The organism is Gibbsiella dentisursi, from assembly GCF_039539505.1.
GTDB lineage: Bacteria > Pseudomonadota > Gammaproteobacteria > Enterobacterales > Enterobacteriaceae > Gibbsiella > Gibbsiella quercinecans.
The window spans coordinates 289,234-307,551 of sequence record NZ_BAABDG010000010.1 but is presented as its reverse complement, the minus strand read 5'-3'; the positions used below and the strand labels follow the sequence as shown (position 1 = coordinate 307,551).

The following is an 18,318-nucleotide window of genomic DNA, read 5'->3' as shown; positions in this document are numbered from 1 at the left end:
CAGCATGACGACAGATGTAACCGTAAAATCGCTGGCAGCAGAGATCCAGACCTCGGTTGATCGCCTGGTACAGCAGTTTGCTGATGCAGGGATCAACAAGTCTGAGGCAGACTCTGTGACCCAGCAAGAGAAAGAAACTTTACTGGCGCACCTAAACCGTGAACACGGTAGTGCGCCGGGGAAGCTAACGTTGCAGCGCAAAACGCGCAGCACCTTGAACATTCCGAGCACCGGCGGTAAAAGTAAATCGGTGCAAATTGAGGTCCGCAAGAAACGCACTTACGTAAATCGCGATGCACAAGAAGCCCAACAGGCTGAAGCGGCTGAGCAGGCACGGCGTGAAGCGGAAGAGCAGGCACGGCGCGAAGCGGAAGAGAAAGCGAAACGCGAAGCAGAAGCGAAGCGTGCAGCCGAAGAGCAAGCCAAACGTGAGGCCGCAGAGATCGCGAAGCGTGATGCAGCGGAAAAAGAAAAAGTGACCAATCAACATACCGACGAAATGACCAAGCCAGCTCAGGCAGAAAAAGCACGCCGCGAAGCCGAAGCCGCAGAACTGAAACGTAAAGCGGAAGAAGAAGTGCGCCGTAAGGTCGAAGAGGAAGCCAAACGCGTGGCTGAAGAAGCACGCCGTATGGCGGAAGAAAACGGTGAGAAATGGGCCCAGGCCGACGCAGCAAGCGAAGCGGTAGAAAGCGCAGATTATCACGTGACCACGTCGCAGCACGCTCGCGCTGCTGAAGACGAGAACGATGCCAAAGTTGAAGGCGATCGTCGCAGCCGTAGCCGCGGTGGTAAATCTACCAAGCAGAAGAAAGGCAACAAGCTGTCTGAATCCAAGGCCGATCGTGAAGAAGCTCGCGCGGTTACCCGCGGTGGCAAAGGCCGTCGTAAGCCAAGCACGCTGCAGCAGGGCTTCAACAAACCGGCGCAGGTGGTTAACCGTGACGTGGTGATCGGCGAGACCGTCACCGTGGCCGAACTGGCCAACAAAATGGCGGTTAAAGGTTCCCAGGTTATCAAAACCATGATGAAACTGGGTGCAATGGCAACCATCAACCAGGTTATCGATCAGGAAACTGCACAGCTGGTTGCTGAAGAAATGGGTCATAAGGTGATCCTGCGCCGTGAAAACGAGCTGGAAGAAGCGGTCATGAGCGACCGTGACACCGGTGCGGCTGCTGAATCGCGCGCGCCAGTGGTGACCATCATGGGTCACGTTGACCATGGTAAAACGTCACTGCTCGACTACATTCGCTCCACCAAGGTGGCATCTGGCGAAGCCGGCGGCATTACCCAACATATCGGTGCGTACCACGTTGAAACTGACAACGGTATGATCACCTTCCTGGACACCCCGGGCCACGCCGCGTTTACCGCCATGCGTGCACGTGGTGCGCAAGCGACCGACATCGTGGTGCTGGTTGTTGCCGCCGATGACGGCGTGATGCCGCAAACCATTGAAGCTATCCAGCACGCCAAAGCGGCGAAAGTGCCGGTAGTGGTTGCGGTGAACAAGATTGATAAACCTGAAGCCGATCCGGATCGCGTGAAAAACGAACTGGCGCAGTATGGCATCATCCCGGAAGAGTGGGGCGGTGAAGCGCAGTTTGTTCACGTTTCTGCCAAGGCCGGTACCGGTATCGACGAGTTGCTGGATGCGATCCTGCTGCAAGCCGAAGTGCTGGAACTGAAAGCCGTGCGTAAAGGTATGGCGAGCGGCGTGGTGATCGAGTCCTTCCTGGATAAAGGCCGCGGCCCGGTTGCTACCGTTCTGGTGCGTGAAGGTACCCTGAACAAGGGCGACATCGTGCTGTGTGGCTTTGAGTATGGCCGCGTGCGGGCGATGCGTGATGAAACCGGCCGTGAAGTTCAGGAAGCCGGCCCGTCTATTCCGGTTGAGATTCTGGGCCTGTCCGGCGTGCCGGCAGCAGGTGATGAAGCGACCGTAGTACGTGACGAGAAAAAAGCGCGTGAAGTGGCGCTGTATCGTCAGGGCAAATTCCGTGAAGTCAAACTGGCTCGTCAGCAGAAATCCAAGCTGGAAAACATGTTCGCCAACATGACCGAAGGCGAAGTGTCCGAAGTCAATATCGTGCTGAAAGCCGATGTACAGGGCTCGGTCGAAGCGATTTGCGATTCGCTGTTGAAACTCTCCACCGATGAAGTGAAGGTGAAGATTGTGGGCTCCGGCGTAGGTGGTATCACCGAAACCGACGCCACTCTGGCTGCGGCATCCAATGCGATCCTGGTTGGCTTTAACGTGCGTGCCGATGCTTCCGCTCGCCGCGTGGTTGAGTCCGAAAGCCTGGATCTGCGTTACTACTCCGTGATCTACGATCTGATCGACGAAGTGAAACAGGCGATGAGCGGTATGTTGGCGCCTGAGTACAAGCAGCAGATTATCGGCCTGGCCGAAGTGCGCGACGTCTTTAAATCACCGAAGTTTGGTGCCATCGCCGGTTGTATGGTTACCGAAGGCGTGGTTAAACGTCACAACCCAATCCGCGTGCTGCGTGAAAACGTGGTTATCTATGAAGGCGAGCTGGAATCCCTGCGCCGCTTCAAGGATGACGTGAACGAAGTCCGCAACGGCATGGAATGTGGTATCGGTGTGAAAAACTACAATGATGTTCGCACTGGCGACATGATTGAAGTATTTGAAGTCATCGAGATCCAGCGTACCATCGATTAAGCTTCGAATAACGCTTACATTTGCTTTGGGGGGCCTTGTGCCCCCCGATTTGTCTGGAGGATTTCCAAATGGCAAAAGAATTCAGCCGCGGCCAACGTGTGGCGCAAGAGATGCAAAAAGAGATTGCGATCATTTTGCAGCGTGAGGTTAAAGATCCGCGCATTGGTATGGCGACCGTATCCGGCGTGGAGGTTTCCCGCGATTTGGCCTATGCCAAAGTTTACGTCACCTTCCTTAATGTGTTGACCGATAACCACGATCCTGAGTTGGTTACCAAAGGGATCAAGGCATTGCAGGACGCTTCTGGCTACATTCGCACCCTGCTGGGCAAAGCAATGCGCCTGCGCGTGGTGCCGGAACTGACCTTCGCCTACGACAACTCACTGGTTGAAGGCATGCGTATGTCCAACCTTGTGACCAACGTGGTGAAACACGATGCCGAACGCCGTTCGGCATCAGGCGATGACGAGGAGGCTTAATGAGCCGCCCTCGTCGCCGCGGCCGTGATATTCACGGCGTCCTGTTGTTGGATAAGCCGCAAGGCTTGTCATCCAACGATGCCTTACAGAAGGTCAAGCGCCTGTATAACGCCAATCGGGCCGGCCATACCGGCGCGCTCGATCCCTTGGCGACCGGCATGCTGCCTATCTGCCTGGGCGAAGCGACCAAGTTTTCCCAGTTTTTGCTCGACTCCGATAAGCGTTACCGCGTTATCGCCAAGCTGGGCCAGCGCACGGACACGTCTGATGCCGATGGTCAGATAGTGCAGGAGCGCCCGGTAGCCTTTAGCCGTGAGCAACTGGAGGCCGCACTGGCGCAGTTCCGCGGCCCGATCCAACAGGTGCCGTCGATGTATTCGGCGCTGAAGTATCAGGGCAAAAAACTGTACGAGTATGCGCGCCAGGGCATTGAAGTGCCGCGCGAAGCGCGCGCCATCACGGTGTATGAACTGCTGTTCATCCGTTGGGAAGGCGACGAGCTGGAATTGGAAGTTCACTGCTCCAAGGGCACCTATATTCGCACCATTGTCGACGATCTTGGCGAAGTGCTCGGCTGTGGCGCGCATGTGATTTATCTGCGCCGCCTGCAGGTCGCGAAGTACCCGATTGCGCGTATGGTGACGCTGGAACAGCTGGCTGCGCTGCAGCAACAGGCGCAGGAGCAGGATATGGCGCCGGGCGAGCTGCTGGATCCGCTGCTGATGCCGATGGATAGCCCGGTGGAAGATTTTCCTGAGGTGAACCTGCTGCCGGCGGTGGCGGGGTATGTGAAACAGGGGCAACCGGTTCGTTCCGCGGCCGCGCCTGCTGCGGGCATGGTGCGCATCACCGAAGGCGATGAACGCAAATTTATCGGCGTTGGCGAGATTGCTGATGACGGCCGTGTGGCGCCAAAACGCCTGGTTGTCGAGTACGCCGACTGAACGTGGTCTGGTCATTTTTCCCCCTTTTAGTAACGCGCCTACAGCTTGAAGGATCGCGGGGATAAGGGTAGAATGGCGCAGCCTATGCATGGGTTGCTGAATTAGAGATCGGCGCCCGTATTTTTTATCTATAATTTGGAGTGTTACAATGTCTCTAAGTGTTGAAGCTAAAGCTAAAATCGTAGCGGACTTCGGTCGTGATGCTAATGACAGCGGTTCTACCGAAGTTCAGGTTGCCCTGTTGACTGCACAGATCAACCACCTGCAAGGTCACTTTGCAGAACACAAAAAAGATCACCACAGCCGTCGTGGTCTGCTGCGTATGGTTTCTCAGCGTCGTAAGCTGCTGGACTACCTGAAGCGTAAAGATGTAGCGCGTTACACCAGCCTGATCGAGCGTCTGGGCCTGCGTCGCTAATCGAGCAAGTTTCAGTGGAAAGGGGCCTATTTAGGCCCCTTTCTTCTAGGAAGCATAAGCAAATCAGGTTAATGTATACCCGATTGATTTCAACTTTCAGGAAGGTGGCAAGCGAGTAAATCCGATGCGTTTACTTAGGTGAATGAAGCGGGTAAGCGCGTAGCCAATCAGCCTGTAGCTTGAAAGACGAAGGGCATACCATCTGAAATGGTAAAAAATGGTCTTCTATTACAGAGGTTCGCGCGGCTAATGAGAGACTTTACTCCGGGCGTGAGTAAGGATTGTCATTAGTCGCGAGGATGTGATGAGAAGGCAAATCAAGTCACTGGCGTTGTTTGAGTCGTCATTACGATTGCGCGCCTAATTTAAGGATTGTATTTTGCTGACACCGACTATCCGCAAATTCCAGTATGGCCAGCATACCGTCACGATTGAGACCGGTATGATGGCGCGTCAGGCCACTGCCGCCGTTATGGTAAGCATGGATGACACCGCAGTATTCGTTACCGTTGTAGGCCAGAAGAAAGCGAAGCCTGGCCAGGGCTTCTTCCCGCTGACCGTGAACTACCAGGAGCGTACTTACGCTGCCGGCCGTATTCCGGGCAGCTTCTTCCGCCGTGAAGGCCGCCCGAGCGAAGGTGAAACCCTGACCTCGCGCCTGATCGACCGCCCAATCCGCCCGCTGTTCCCGGAAGGCTTCCTGAACGAAGTTCAGGTTATCGCCACCGTGGTTTCCGTGAACCCGCAGGTGAACCCGGATATCGTTGCGATGATCGGGGCTTCTGCTGCGCTTTCGCTGTCCGGTATCCCGTTCAACGGCCCAATCGGCGCGGCGCGCGTAGGTTACATCAATGACCAGTACGTGCTGAACCCAACCGTTGACGAGCTGAAAGAAAGCCGTCTGGATCTGGTTGTCGCCGGTACCGCCGGTGCGGTACTGATGGTTGAATCCGAAGCAGACATTCTGAGCGAAGATCAGATGCTGGGCGCTGTGGTATTTGGCCATGAGCAACAGCAGGTGGTGATTGATAACATCAACGCGTTGGTGAGCGAAGTTGGCAAACCAAAATGGGATTGGCAGCCGGCGCCGGTTGATGAAGCGCTGCATACCCGTGTGGCAGAGCTGGCAACCGCTCGCCTGGGTGACGCTTACCACATCACCGAGAAACAAGAGCGCTATGCGCAGATCGATGCAATCAAAGAAGATGTGGTTGCTACGCTGCTGGCGCAGGATGAAACGCTCGATGAAGCGGAAATCAACGATATTCTCGGCCAGGTAGAGAAAAACGTGGTGCGTAGCCGCGTGCTGCGCGGTGAGCCGCGTATCGACGGCCGTGAAAAAGACATGATCCGCGGCCTGGACGTGCGTACCGGCGTGCTGCCACGCACCCACGGCTCCGCACTGTTCACTCGTGGTGAAACGCAGGCGCTGGTTACCGCCACGCTGGGTACTGCCCGCGATGCGCAAACGCTGGATGAGCTGTTGGGCGAGCGCACTGATAATTTCCTGCTACACTACAACTTCCCTCCGTATTCTGTTGGCGAAACCGGTATGGTGGGCTCACCGAAGCGTCGTGAGATTGGCCATGGCCGTCTGGCGAAGCGCGGTGTTATGGCCGTGATGCCTAAAGGTGATGATTTCCCGTATACGGTGCGTGTGGTTTCCGAAATCACCGAATCCAACGGTTCTTCATCCATGGCTTCCGTCTGTGGCGCTTCTCTGGCGCTGATGGATGCTGGCGTTCCGATCAAAGCTGCCGTTGCCGGTATCGCAATGGGCTTGGTGAAGGACGATGAAAACTTTGTGGTTCTGTCCGACATCCTCGGTGACGAAGATCACCTGGGCGACATGGACTTCAAAGTAGCCGGTAGCCGTGAAGGTATCACCGCGCTGCAGATGGACATTAAAATTGAAGGTATTACCCGCGAAATCATGCAGGTAGCACTGAACCAGGCCAAGGGTGCGCGTCTGCATATCCTGGGCGTGATGGAACAGGCTATCAGCACGCCACGCGGCGATATCTCTGAGTTCGCACCGCGTATTCATACCATCAAGATCAATCCGGACAAAATCAAGGATGTGATCGGTAAAGGCGGTTCTGTGATCCGTGCGCTGACCGAAGAAACCGGCACCACCATCGAAATCGAAGATGACGGTACTGTGAAGATCGCGGCGACCGACGGCGATAAGGCGAAACACGCAATTCGCCGCATCGAAGAGATCACCGCAGAGATCGAAGTTGGCCGTATTTACCAGGGTAAAGTCACCCGTATCGTTGATTTCGGTGCCTTTGTGGCCATCGGCGGCGGTAAGGAAGGCCTGGTGCATATTTCTCAGATCGCAGACAAGCGCGTTGAAAAAGTCACCGACTATCTGCAGATGGGCCAGGAAGTACCGGTTAAGGTGCTGGAAGTTGACCGTCAGGGCCGTGTGCGCCTGAGCATCAAGGAAGCAACAGCGCCAGAAACCGCTGCTGCGCCTGCGCCTGAAGTAGAATAAACTGTAATTACACAGTTTTGGCAGCTCCCTTCCATCGGTTGGGAGCTGTTCGTACCCCGTGGGCAGGATGCTCGCGTTTTAAGCAGGCGGAGAACAGGATGTTCATCCAATGTTTGTCTTCGGGAGTGGGAAATGAAGTCTTTCTTGCGCTGGTGTTATGTTGCGACAGCAATCATGCTGGCAGGATGCAGCAACTATGATTGGCGTAAAGACGAGGTTCTGGCTATTCCGTTGCAGCCCACGCTGCAGCAGGAAGTGATCCTGGCGCGCATGGAACAAATACTTGCCAGCCGGGCACTGACGGACGATGAGCGCGCGCAGCTTTTATATGAGCGCGGAGTGCTGTATGATAGCCTTGGGTTACGTGCGCTGGCGCGTAACGATTTTTCGCAAGCGCTGGCAATACGTCCTGATATGCCGGAAGTTTTCAACTACCTGGGCATATACTTAACGCAGGCAGGCAATTTTGATGCTGCTTATGAAGCGTTTGATTCGGTACTAGAGCTTGATCCAACTTACAATTACGCGCGTTTAAACCGGGGCATCGCACTGTATTACGGCGGTCGCTTTCCGTTAGCGCAGGATGATCTGCAGGCGTTTTATCAAGACGACCCAAACGATCCCTTCCGTTCGTTGTGGCTGTACCTTGTGGAGCGAGAAATCGATCCCAAGAAGGCCGGCGTAGCGCTCGAGCAGCGTTATGAAAAAGCGAACCGAGGGCAATGGGGATGGAATATTGTCGAATTCTACCTGGGCAAAATCAGCGAAAAAACGCTGATGGAACGCCTCAAGGCAGATGCAACGGATAACACTTCGCTCGCTGAGCATCTCAGTGAAACTGACTTCTATTTGGGTAAACACTACCTGAGTCTGGGGGACAAGGACATCGCTTCGGCGTTGTTCAAACTGACGGTGGCTAACAACGTTCATAACTTTGTTGAGCACCGCTATGCATTGTTGGAATTGGCGCTGTTGGGCCAAGAGCAAGACGACCTATCGGAATCGGACCAGCAATAGCTGACGAACACTTATCAGCCTGAACGACATTGGTTTAACCGCCAAAGTTATCGCCTTAACGGGCGAGGGCCTTTTGTTCGTTTTATAATCTAATTTGAGCCGGTTCACACTTTTCAATGAAAATGACTGAAAATTTTCGCGACGAGTTATGTAGACTGGCAGCCATTATTAATGAGGCACGTGTACATGACTACTGAGTTTGAAACCTCTTTTGTTGACCTGGGGCTATCAGCTCCGATCATTTCTGCCCTGACCGATTTGGGCTACGAAAAACCATCACCGATCCAGGCTGAGTGTATTCCTCACCTGTTGAATGGCCGCGATGTGCTGGGTATGGCACAGACCGGTAGCGGTAAAACCGCAGCATTTTCGCTGCCCCTGCTGCACAACCTGGATGCAGCCCTGAAAGCACCACAAATCCTGGTGCTGGCGCCGACCCGCGAACTGGCGGTTCAGGTTGCTGAAGCAATGACCGATTTCTCCAAGCACATGCATGGCGTTAACGTTGTGGCCCTGTACGGCGGCCAGCGTTATGACGTGCAGCTGCGCGCTCTGCGCCAGGGCCCACAGATTGTGGTGGGCACGCCAGGCCGTCTGCTGGATCACCTCAAACGCGGCACGCTGAACCTCTCCAGCCTGAAAGGCCTGGTACTGGATGAAGCCGACGAAATGCTGCGCATGGGCTTTATTGAAGACGTTGAAACCATCATGGCCGAGATCCCTGCGGATCATCAAACCGCACTGTTCTCCGCTACCATGCCGGAAGCGATCCGCCGTATCACCCGCCGCTTTATGAAAGAGCCGCAGGAAGTACGTATTCAATCCAGCATCACTACGCGCCCGGATATCAGCCAGAGCTACTGGACTGTGCAGGGCATGCGTAAAAACGAAGCGCTGGTACGTTTCCTGGAAGCGGAAGACTTTGATGCCGCCATCATCTTCGTACGCACCAAAAACGCCACGCTGGAAGTGGCCGAAGCGCTGGAGCGCAGCGGTTACAGCAGCGCTGCGCTGAACGGCGACATGAACCAGGCGCTGCGTGAGCAAACCCTGGAGCGCCTGAAAGATGGCCGCCTGGATATTCTGATCGCCACCGACGTAGCTGCCCGCGGCCTGGACGTTGAACGCATCAGCCTGGTAGTGAACTACGATATCCCGATGGATTCTGAATCTTACGTTCACCGTATCGGCCGTACCGGCCGTGCAGGTCGTGCCGGTCGTGCGCTGCTGTTCGTGGAAAACCGCGAACGCCGCCTGCTGCGCAACATTGAGCGCACCATGAAGCTGACCATCCCGGAAGTGGAACTGCCGAATGCAGACCTGCTGGGCCAACGCCGTCTGGCTAAGTTTGCCGCCAAAGTGCAGCAACAGCTGGAAAGCAGCGATCTGGATCAGTACCGTGCACTGCTGGCTAAACTGCAGCCGGAAGAAGAGCTGGATATGGAAACGCTGGCTGCTGCGCTGCTGAAAATGGCGCAGGGTGAGCGCCCACTGATCCTGCCGCCGGATCCGGTCTTCAAACCACGCCAACGCCGTGAATTCAACGAACGTGATGACCGCCGCCGTGACAGCAGCGAACGTCCGCGCCGTGAACGCCGTGACGTGGGTGAAATGCAGCTGTACCGCATTGAAGTTGGCCGTGATGACGGTGTGGAAGTTCGTCATATCGTTGGCGCTATCGCTAACGAAGGCGACATCAGCAGCCGTTATATCGGCAACATCAAGCTGTTTGCTTCCCATTCCACTATCGAGCTGCCAAAAGGCATGCCGGGCGAGATCCTGAATCATTTCACCCGCACGCGCATCCTGAACAAGCCGATGAACATGCAGCTGCTGGGCGATGCTCAACCGCATGAGCGCCGCGATCGTGGCAACGGTGGTGAACGCCGTGGCGGCCGTCCGTTCAACGGTGAACGCCGTGAAGGTGGCCCGCGCCGTTCTTTCGGTGAGCGCCGTGAAGGCGGTAACGGCGAACGCCGTGGCGGTAACTTCAACCGTGACGGCAAACCTGCCGCACGCCGTGATGATGCCGCGCCAGCCGCACCGCGCCGCCGCTTCGGTGACGCATAATATCAGGCGCTAACGCGCTTTCCCCCGCCGCCATATGGCGGCGGGGAAACTAAAAAGGGCCCATGATTTCTCATGGGCCCTTTTTTATTCGCTCTCCGCTGCGAGCGTTCCGCAGGTTAGCTGCCGCAGGCGGCGTTCGCTCTGTTCATCCGCCGGCATATACACCATCATCCGATCGCCATTTCTTGCCGCCGACCACCAGTTGTTCTGGTGCAGGCTCATCACGCCGACCTGGGAATTGTTGAACCGCTTGATATTATTATTGATCGCGCGCACTTCATAGCGTTCCCAGGTGGAGCGGAAATCCTCCGACGCGGCCATGTAGCGCTCCAGGTGTTTTTCCCACAGCGGATCGCCCAGATGTTCCACCATCTGCGCGCGGAACAGCGCCACCATATTCGGCATCACCTCATCCCAGTCCAGCAGGCTGGCGCGCCAGGCTTTATGGGTGAAGGCCAAATAGATGCAGTTACGATCCTCCGGGGGGATCTGAGCCAGATCAACCCCCACCAACAGGCAGTATGCGCGGTTAAACCCCATAATGTCGAAGCGTGCGTTGTTAATGATCGCCGGCATCGGATCCAGTTGATCCAGCATCCGCTGCCCAAAGATGGAAACCTGTTTGCACAGCGGGCGCTGGTGCGCCGGGGGCAGGCTTTGCCCCGCCAACATAAACAGGTGATGGGTTTCTGCTTCGTTGCACTGCAGCGCATTGGCGATGGCGGTCAGGGTTTTGACCGAGGCCTGAATCGGCCGGCCCTGCTCCAGCCAGGTGTACCAGGTAATGCCAACGTCGGCGAGCTGGGCCACTTCTTCACGGCGCAGGCCGGGGGTGCGCCGTTGGCGCATGCGCGGCAGCCCCAGGCGGTTTGGATCCAGGCTTTCGCGCCGTGCGCGCAGGAAAGTCCCCAGCAGCTTGCGGTTATTGATGTTGGGCTGCGGATGCGCCTGTTCGGATATGCTTGAATCATCAATGAAAGACATACGCCGTTTCCTCCGCCGAGCGTGACCGGTAGTTTTTATACCATGATAATTAAGAACTGGTACCGGTTTAAATTAAGCGTGATGCTAGCCCCATTGTTGGATTAACTCAATGGTTGAGCACAATGAGCACACTGTCTTTTGGTAGCCAATTAGGGCGTGGCGGCCTGATCATTTTACTGGCGGGCCAGCTACTGCCGATGATTGATTTTTCCATCGTCAATGTCGGTCTGGATTCGATCGCGCAATCTCTGCGGGCCAGCCCGGCACAGTTAGAACTGGTGGTGGCGGTATATGGCGTCGCGTTTGCCGTTTGCCTGTCGATGGGCGGGCGCATGGGCGATAACCTCGGGCGCCGCCGGGTGTTTTTATGGGGCGTGCGGTTGTTTACCGTTTCTTCATTGATTTGCGGCCTGGCCAACAGTATCTGGCTACTGCTGCTGGCCCGGGCGTTGCAAGGGATCGGCGCGGCGCTGATCGTGCCGCAGATCCTGGCGACCATTCATGTCTGTTTACGCGGCCGTGATCATACCCGGGCGCTGGGCATGTATGGCGCCATCGGTGGGCTGGCGTTTATTGTCGGCCAGGTGCTGGGCGGCATGCTGATTGCCCTTGATGTTGCCGGCTCGGGCTGGCGCAGCGTGTTTTTGATTAATATTCCGGTGGGGCTGTTGGTGCTGTTTTGTACGCACCGTTGGGTACCTGATACCCGCGCCGAACGGCCGGTCAGCCTTGATTTGCCCGGCACGTTGTTGTTGGGGCTGGTGATTGCCTGCCTGCTGTTCCCGCTGGCGCTGGGGCCGGTTTGGCACTGGCCATGGCAATGTCTGGCGCTATTGGCCGCGACCATTCCGTTGCTGTTGGCGCTGTGGCGGGTGGAGCGCCGGCAGGAACAGCGCAACCTGCATCCATTGTTGCCGCTGGCGCTGATGCGCCTGCCGAGCGTGCGCTTTGGCCTGCTGGTCGCCATTTTGTTTTTCTCTTGCTGGAGCGGTTTTATGTTCGCCATGGCGCTGACGCTGCAGGCCGGCGCCGGCCTGAGCTCATTCCAGTCCGGCAATGCGTTTATCGCACTGGGTGCGGCCTATTTCGTGTCATCGTTGCTGAGCAGTACGGTGGTTGAACATGTCGGTATGGTCCGTACGCTGCTGCTCGGTTGCCTGATTCAGATGACGGGGTTATTGGCGCTGATGTTGAGCGTCAAGGTGGTTTGGCCGCATCTGGGCGTGCTGAATCTGATCCCGGCAACGGTGCTGATTGGCTTTGGGCAGGCGTTTATCGTCAGCTGCTTTTTCCGCATTGGGTTGTCGGATGTGCCGGCTGCCCAGGCGGGTTCCGGCAGCGCCATGCTGGCTACCGTCCAGCAGACGGCCTTTGGGCTTGGCCCGATCCTGCTGGGGATGGTGTTTGTCCAGGCACTGCACCTGCGCCATGGTAACTATCTGGATGCGCTGCAGGCGATGCTAACCGCCGAATTCTGCCTGATGCTGATCCTGCTCGGCCGCACCTGGTGGTATCTGCGAACCAGCCAGCAGCGGCGCGCGCGGGCGACCGCTGAATAAAACGCGGGGAATACCCCGGCAGGTATTCCCTGGCAAATGAAATAGCCCTCATGAAATGGGGGCTGGCTTCTCCTGCAGCAGATCGCTTTTCACCCCGGCGACGATCTCAAACGAATGCAGCCGCGCCTGATGATCAAAGATCTGGCCATTGACCATGATTTCATCGGCGGCGGTTTCACGCAGCAGCGCCTGCATCCCTTCACGTACGGCGTCTTTACCGCCGACGATCGACATACGCAGCGCTTGTTCAACGCCATATTGCTCCGCGGCGCTCCACAACGCATGGATATTTTGCACCGGTGGCGGCAGCGGGCCGGGCGCGCCCCGGCGCAGGTTGATGAACTGCTGCTGCATTGAGGTGAACAGGAAGCGTGCATCGCGCTCGCTGTCGGCGGCGATCACGTTGACACACACCATGGCATAGGGCTGTGGCCAGCGTTCGGAAGGTTGGTAGCTTTCGCGATAAATCCGCAGCGCCTGGAATAGCATATCCGGCGCAAAGTGTGAGGCGAAGGCGAACGGCAAGCCCAGCCGGGCGGCCAATTGCGCGCTGTACAGGCTGGAGCCCAACAGCCAGAGGGGCACATGCAGCCCCTGGCCGGGCACCGCCTGTACCGCCTGATTGGGCTGCACATCGCCGAAGTAATGCTGCAGTTCCTGCACGTCACGCGGAAAGTTATCCACGTCGCCGGAAAGATGGCGGCGCAGCGCCAGCATAGTGCGTTGATCGGTGCCGGGCGCGCGGCCCAGGCCCAGATCGATACGGCCGGGGTAGAGCGATTCCAGCGTGCCGAACTGTTCGGCGATCACCAACGGTGAATGGTTGGGCAGCATTACACCGCCCGAACCCAGACGGATCGAACGGGTGCCGGCGGCCAGATATCCCAGAAGCACCGAGGTGGCCGCGCTGCCAATGCCGGTCATATTGTGGTGTTCCGCCAGCCAGTAGCGCTGGTAGCCCCACTGCTCGGCATGCTGCGCCAAATCTAACGAAGCGTGGAACGCGTCGCGGGGTTTCGCCCCCTGTGGTATAGGGGAAAGATCAAGCACCGAAACCGGTACAGGTTTTTTTTCAGTCATCATATCGTCCATCAGGCCAGAAAGGGCATCGCTTAAAGGGCGAGTGCAGAGATCTGCAAGTTAGTGTTAAAAGCATAATGCAGTTTAGCGGTATAAAAGAGGATATACGTGCTTGTGATATTGTTATAACGAATGGCTTTGGTGAGCACCGCCAAATATGGATGTGTGCACAGGTGCCTGCGCTTTATCCCAGGGAGTTGGATAGATGAAGAAAAAAACCTTGTTTACCCTGCTGCTGGTGGCCGTTGCCATCGCGATGGCAGTGTTGTTCCGTGCGCATAATCAGGATTTGTTATTGCAGGGCGAAGTCGACGCGCCGGAAGTGATCGTGGCGTCCAAAGCCAAAGGGCGGGTGATTGAACGCCGGGTAGAGCGCGGGGATGATGTGCGAGCCGGGCAGTTGCTGATCCAGCTCGACAGCCCGGAGCTGATGGCGCAGTTGCATGCTGCACAGGCCACCCGCGATGAGGCCAAAGCGCAGTTGGATCAATCATTGCACGGCACCCGCGAAGAAAGTATCCGCAACCAGCGCGCCACGCTGGCGCAGGCGCAGGCGGAATATCGCAATGCGCAGCAGGAGTATGAGCGCAACCAGGACGTGTTCCGTCGCGGTTATATCTCAAAATCGGAAATGGACAGCGTGCGCAGCACCCGCGACACTGCCTATCAGCGCGTGCTGGCGGAACAGGCCACATTGGATGAGGCGATCAATGGCGATCGCGTCGAACTGCGGCAGAAATACGCTGCCGAACTGCGAGCGGCGGAAGAAGATCTGCTGGAAATCAAAGCTCAAACCGACGATCTGCAGGTGAAAGCGCCGGTCGATGGCGAAGTCGGGCCGATCCCGGCAGAAGTAGGGGAGTTGCTTAGCGCCTCCAGCCCATTGCTGACGCTGATCCGCGTGCCTGATGCCTACTTTGTGTTTAACCTGCGTGAAGACATTCTGGCGCACGTGCGCAAAGGCGATAAGGTGCAGCTGCGGGTGCCGGCGCTGCAAAATAAAATCATTGAAGCGGAAGTGCGCTATATCGCCCCACTGGGTGACTACGCCACCAAACGCGCAACGCGCGCCACTGGCGATTTCGATCTGAAAACGTTTGAGGTTCGCCTGTATCCGGCACAGCCGGTTGAAGGATTACGCCCAGGGATGAGCACGCTATGGCAATGGCAAGAAGACTGAAAGCGGGCTGGCGCTGTTTTAGCCATGCGTTCGACAACGAGTGCCGGGTTAGCTTACGCAAGCCGGTTATCCACTGGTTATGCTGGATATTCCCGTTGCTGTTGTTCGGGCTGATCGGCAGTAACTTTTCTGCGGGCACGCTGATGGATCTGCCGGTCTCGGTGGTGGATAGCGATCGCAGTCCGCTGTCCAAATCGTTGATCCGCAAATTGGATGCCGGCCCGCATGCGCACGTCGAAGCCTATGACGGCGGGCTGGACGAAGCGTTACACCGGCTGCGCAGCGCCCAGGATTACGCGTTGCTGTATGTGCCGCCCGATTTCGCCGCGGATGCGCTGGCGGGCAAGCAACCGACCATCGCGCTCTATTATAACGCCCTGTTTTACGGCGCCGGCCTGTATTCCACCCAGGATTTCAGCGCGCTGATCGCCGAAACCAACAGCAGTTATCGATCGCTGCTTGCCCAGGCGATGGGGAAATCGCTGCCCACGCTGTCGGACGTGACCCTCAGCTACGGTAGTCTGTTCAATGCCAGCGGCAGCTACATTTACTATCAGCAATTTGCCGCCACGATCCATCTTCTGCAGGTGTTTGTCGTGACCTGCATGATCTATGTGCTGGCGCGCAGCCAGGCGCTGCTGAAAGCCAAACCCTTCAGCCTGGCGCTGTTGGGCAAGCTGGCGCCGTATACGCTCTGTTTTACCGTGCTGCTGATGGTGGAGATTGCTGCGTTGGTCGGTATCTTTGATGCGCGCGTTACCGGCAACCCGTTGTTTATGCTGTTGATCGGCTTTTTCTATGTGATGGCTGCGCAGAGTATCGGTTTGCTGCTGTTTACCTTCACGTCCAACGCTATTACCGCCTACAGCCTGATTGGTATTCTGGTCAGCATCGCGCTGACCTTTTCCGGTATGGCGGTGCCGGAGCTGTCGATGCCGCTGCCGGCGCAGATCATCGCCAACATCGAGCCGCTGACCCACGCGCTGAACGCGATGTTTGACGTCTTCCTGCGCCAGGTGCCGGCCAGCACCATTCTGAGCATCTGTTCATGGCTGCTGGTGTATCCCCTGATTGCGGCGTTCCTGGTGCGCAACCGGCTGGCGGCGCGGTTGGCGAAAGCGGCGGCGATAATATGAAAAGCTATTGGCAAACCTTTTGCCGGGTGTTGATCGGCATGCTGGAGCGGCCGATGTGGCTGATGCTGATCCTGTCGTTGTGCCTGATGAGTATGGTGTACGCTAACCGCAGCGTGTGGGATCTGCCGGTCGCGGTGGTGGATCAGGATCACAGCGCCGCCAGCCGGCAGATCATCCGCCAGTTGGACGCCACGGCCAAGATCGCCATTAAAACCTATGACAACCTGGCAGAGGCGAAAGACGATCTGGGCTGGCGCCGGCTGTTTGCGGTGATCATCATGCCGGTGGATCTGGAGAAACGGATCCTGCACGGCGACAGCGTCGTCATTCCGATGTATGGCGATGCGACCAACCGCCTGGCCAACGGCCAGATCCAGCAGGACGTCACCGCTGCCTATCAACAGATCCTCAACCAGTACAACACGACGCTGCTGCTGCGTAACGGTTTTAGTGAACAACAGGTGCAGGTGTTGCTGACGCCGATCCGCGGGCAAACGCTGGATGTATTTAACCCCGGCATCAGCTTTGCGGCGATTGTTTTCCCTGGGCTGCTGGTGATGCTGCTGCAACACTCGCTGTTGATTGCCTGCGTGCGCGTGAGCATCACCCTGAAAGGGGCGCCCGGCGGCAAGCCGGCGATTCCGGTGTATCTTGGCGGGCTGTCGGCGCTGCTGCCGATCTGGCTGTTTTTGTCGATCGTGCTGTTTGTGCTGTGGCCATGGGTTTTGGGCTACCGGCAAACGGCGGCGATCCCGGAAATCCTGCTGCTGACCTTCCCATTCCTGCTGGCGGTGCTCGGGTTGGGCAAGCTGGTGACCGAATGCCTGCGTAGCGTGGAGATGATCTACCTGACGCTGTCGTTTATCACCACCCCGGTATTCTACCTTTCCGGCACCCTGTGGCCGTTGCAGGCGATGCCGGGCTGGGTGCGCGCCATTTCATCCGCCTTGCCTTCCACCTGGGCGACCAAGGCGATTGCCGGCGTTAACCAGATGGGTTTGCCGCTGCGGGATGTGGGGGGGGATGTGATGATGCTGTTGCTGCTGGGTGCGGTGTATACCGTGATCGGCATCGCCATTGGGGCGATACGTAACCGGGTTGCCTTGCGCAGTCTGTTCCGCCGGCGCCGGGCTTGATGACCGCGCGGGTGGAACAGACTGCTGGTTGCTGAATAACTCACCTATATTTTATATTTCAATGGGGTAGTGTTATTTAAAAACGTGGGGTTTTTGGTGGGTTTTTTCTCGGTTAAAAATACTATGTAATTCAATCAGGTATATTTAGAGTGTTCCCCGCGCCAGCGGGGATAAACCGTTTTACGCCAACTTCGAAAAGTCACAAGCGCAGTGTTCCCCGCCGCGGCGGGGAACATACTTTATTGCTGCACCAGCTCTAGCCCGGCCAGGCGGCGCCAGTAGCCGTTACAGTCGGCGCGATCGGCCAGCGCCAGCGGCTGTTGGCCTTGCTGGTTGGCGCGGAAACGATCGACCATCGCCAGCGTGTCTGGCCCCTGCGGTGACAGGCGCACAATGTCCACCAGTTCCTGCATTGCCGCCAGTTCGTTGCCCAGGTTGTAACAATAACCGCTTAAGGTTTGGATACCGTTTAGCACGAACACCTGCTGGTTTTCCTGCGAGCGCATGGCGCGCCCCTGCGGGTATTTGATACAGCAGGTTTCACATTCGTCTTTGCCGCGGTTTTCCGAACGGGCGGTAAAACAGCGTGCCGAATAGGCCAGCGGCAAGTGGCCATAGCCCATCACTTCCACCTCAAACTGATGGCGGAACCCCAGTTCGTCGCACTGCGCCAGCAGGTTCGCCAGCCAGTCGCGTGAAAGTTCCACCGGCATGCACCAGCGCATCATGCCCTGTTTATGCAGCAGACGCAGCGTGTAGGCGTTATAGCAGTTCAGCGCATGGCCGGCGACGAACGGCAGCCCGCGCTCCGCGGCCATATTGACCGTGCCCAGATCGTTGGCCTCAATCAGGAACTCGCCGTTTTCCACATAGCGTTTCAGCTCGTTCAGTTCGGAAGGTGCCTGCAACAGCGCCAGCGTGGTGATCACCACCTGCTTGCCGGACTTGGCCACTTCCTGCGCCAGTGCTAGCCAGTCGCCCACTTTCATCTCGCGCCGCTTGGGGCAGACGTGTTCACCCAGGTAAATGATGTCGGCGCTGCTGTCTTTGGCCTGCTGGTAAAAGGCTTCCGTTTGCGTTTTCGGCCAGTAGTAGAGCACTGGCCCGAGTGCGTATTTCATGC

Annotated in this window: 15 protein-coding genes; 12 read left to right on the top strand and 3 right to left on the bottom strand. The window is 57.1% G+C overall.

The annotated features are described in order from the left end of the window. The first annotated feature begins 4 nt into the window (after positions 1-4). From infB to ABFX35_RS21795, 8 genes are all read left to right on the top strand, one after another. Positions 5-2,692: a translation initiation factor IF-2 gene (infB, locus tag ABFX35_RS21825; protein ID WP_346082889.1), complete on the top strand. Its 2,688-nt coding sequence runs from the start codon at positions 5-7 to the stop codon at positions 2,690-2,692. Positions 2,693-2,760: 68 nt separating this feature from the next. Beyond that, the gene (rbfA, locus tag ABFX35_RS21820; RefSeq protein WP_095846103.1) at positions 2,761-3,171 is read left to right on the top strand and encodes a 30S ribosome-binding factor RbfA; all 411 of its coding nucleotides are present in this window, start codon (positions 2,761-2,763) and stop codon (positions 3,169-3,171) included. Then, complete coding sequence (gene truB, locus ABFX35_RS21815) at positions 3,171-4,115, top strand: tRNA pseudouridine(55) synthase TruB (protein WP_346082888.1); 945 nt, start codon at positions 3,171-3,173, stop codon at positions 4,113-4,115. Before rbfA ends, truB begins: the two co-directional genes overlap by 1 nt. A gap of 148 nt (positions 4,116-4,263) precedes the next feature. Beyond that, positions 4,264-4,533, top strand: a complete 270-nt coding sequence (gene rpsO, locus ABFX35_RS21810; RefSeq protein ID WP_095846101.1) for a 30S ribosomal protein S15 — start codon at positions 4,264-4,266, stop codon at positions 4,531-4,533. Between the two features lie 379 nt (positions 4,534-4,912). Continuing rightward, the gene (gene pnp / locus ABFX35_RS21805; RefSeq protein ID WP_346082886.1) at positions 4,913-7,033 is read left to right on the top strand and encodes a polyribonucleotide nucleotidyltransferase; all 2,121 of its coding nucleotides are present in this window, start codon (positions 4,913-4,915) and stop codon (positions 7,031-7,033) included. Between the two features lie 132 nt (positions 7,034-7,165). Continuing rightward, positions 7,166-8,050: a lipoprotein NlpI gene (gene nlpI, locus ABFX35_RS21800; protein WP_346082884.1), complete on the top strand. Its 885-nt coding sequence runs from the start codon at positions 7,166-7,168 to the stop codon at positions 8,048-8,050. A 116-nt stretch (positions 8,051-8,166) separates the two neighbouring features. Continuing rightward, positions 8,167-8,247 (top strand): protein YrbN, encoded by an 81-nt coding sequence (gene yrbN, locus ABFX35_RS24235; RefSeq protein ID WP_105229533.1) that lies wholly within the window; start codon positions 8,167-8,169, stop codon positions 8,245-8,247. Then, on the top strand, positions 8,237-10,120 hold the full coding sequence (locus tag ABFX35_RS21795) for a DEAD/DEAH family ATP-dependent RNA helicase (protein ID WP_346082883.1): 1,884 nt from the start codon (positions 8,237-8,239) through the stop codon (positions 10,118-10,120). The genes yrbN and ABFX35_RS21795 overlap by 11 nt, the downstream gene beginning before the upstream one ends. Before the next feature lie 84 nt (positions 10,121-10,204). Here ABFX35_RS21795 and ABFX35_RS21790 read toward each other — a convergent pair whose 3' ends face one another. Next, entirely contained in the window at positions 10,205-11,104 is a 900-nt protein-coding gene (locus ABFX35_RS21790; protein ID WP_346082882.1) for a helix-turn-helix transcriptional regulator, read from the bottom strand. 122 nt (positions 11,105-11,226) lie between these two features. Between ABFX35_RS21790 and ABFX35_RS21785 the strand changes: the two genes are divergently transcribed. Next, positions 11,227-12,663 (top strand): MFS transporter, encoded by a 1,437-nt coding sequence (locus ABFX35_RS21785; protein WP_346082881.1) that lies wholly within the window; start codon positions 11,227-11,229, stop codon positions 12,661-12,663. A gap of 48 nt (positions 12,664-12,711) precedes the next feature. Here the strand turns inward: ABFX35_RS21785 and ABFX35_RS21780 are convergent, their stop codons facing one another. Beyond that, positions 12,712-13,755 (bottom strand): luciferase-like monooxygenase, encoded by a 1,044-nt coding sequence (locus ABFX35_RS21780; protein ID WP_423783694.1) that lies wholly within the window; start codon positions 13,753-13,755, stop codon positions 12,712-12,714. Between the two features lie 193 nt (positions 13,756-13,948). On the opposite strand from ABFX35_RS21780, the gene ABFX35_RS21775 reads away from it, so the two are divergent. Genes ABFX35_RS21775 through ABFX35_RS21765 form a run of 3 tightly spaced genes read left to right on the top strand, consistent with a single transcriptional unit; the run spans position 13,949 to position 17,195 of the window. Beyond that, entirely contained in the window at positions 13,949-14,923 is a 975-nt protein-coding gene (locus tag ABFX35_RS21775) for an HlyD family secretion protein (RefSeq protein WP_279029373.1), read from the top strand. Then, positions 14,902-16,059 (top strand): ABC transporter permease, encoded by a 1,158-nt coding sequence (locus tag ABFX35_RS21770; RefSeq protein WP_279029372.1) that lies wholly within the window; start codon positions 14,902-14,904, stop codon positions 16,057-16,059. Before ABFX35_RS21775 ends, ABFX35_RS21770 begins: the two co-directional genes overlap by 22 nt. Continuing rightward, positions 16,056-17,195 (top strand): ABC transporter permease, encoded by a 1,140-nt coding sequence (locus ABFX35_RS21765; protein ID WP_279029370.1) that lies wholly within the window; start codon positions 16,056-16,058, stop codon positions 17,193-17,195. The genes ABFX35_RS21770 and ABFX35_RS21765 overlap by 4 nt, the downstream gene beginning before the upstream one ends. Before the next feature lie 239 nt (positions 17,196-17,434). Here ABFX35_RS21765 and ABFX35_RS21760 read toward each other — a convergent pair whose 3' ends face one another. Continuing rightward, entirely contained in the window at positions 17,435-18,316 is an 882-nt protein-coding gene (locus ABFX35_RS21760) for a U32 family peptidase (RefSeq protein ID WP_346082879.1), read from the bottom strand. Positions 18,317-18,318 lie beyond the last annotated feature (2 nt).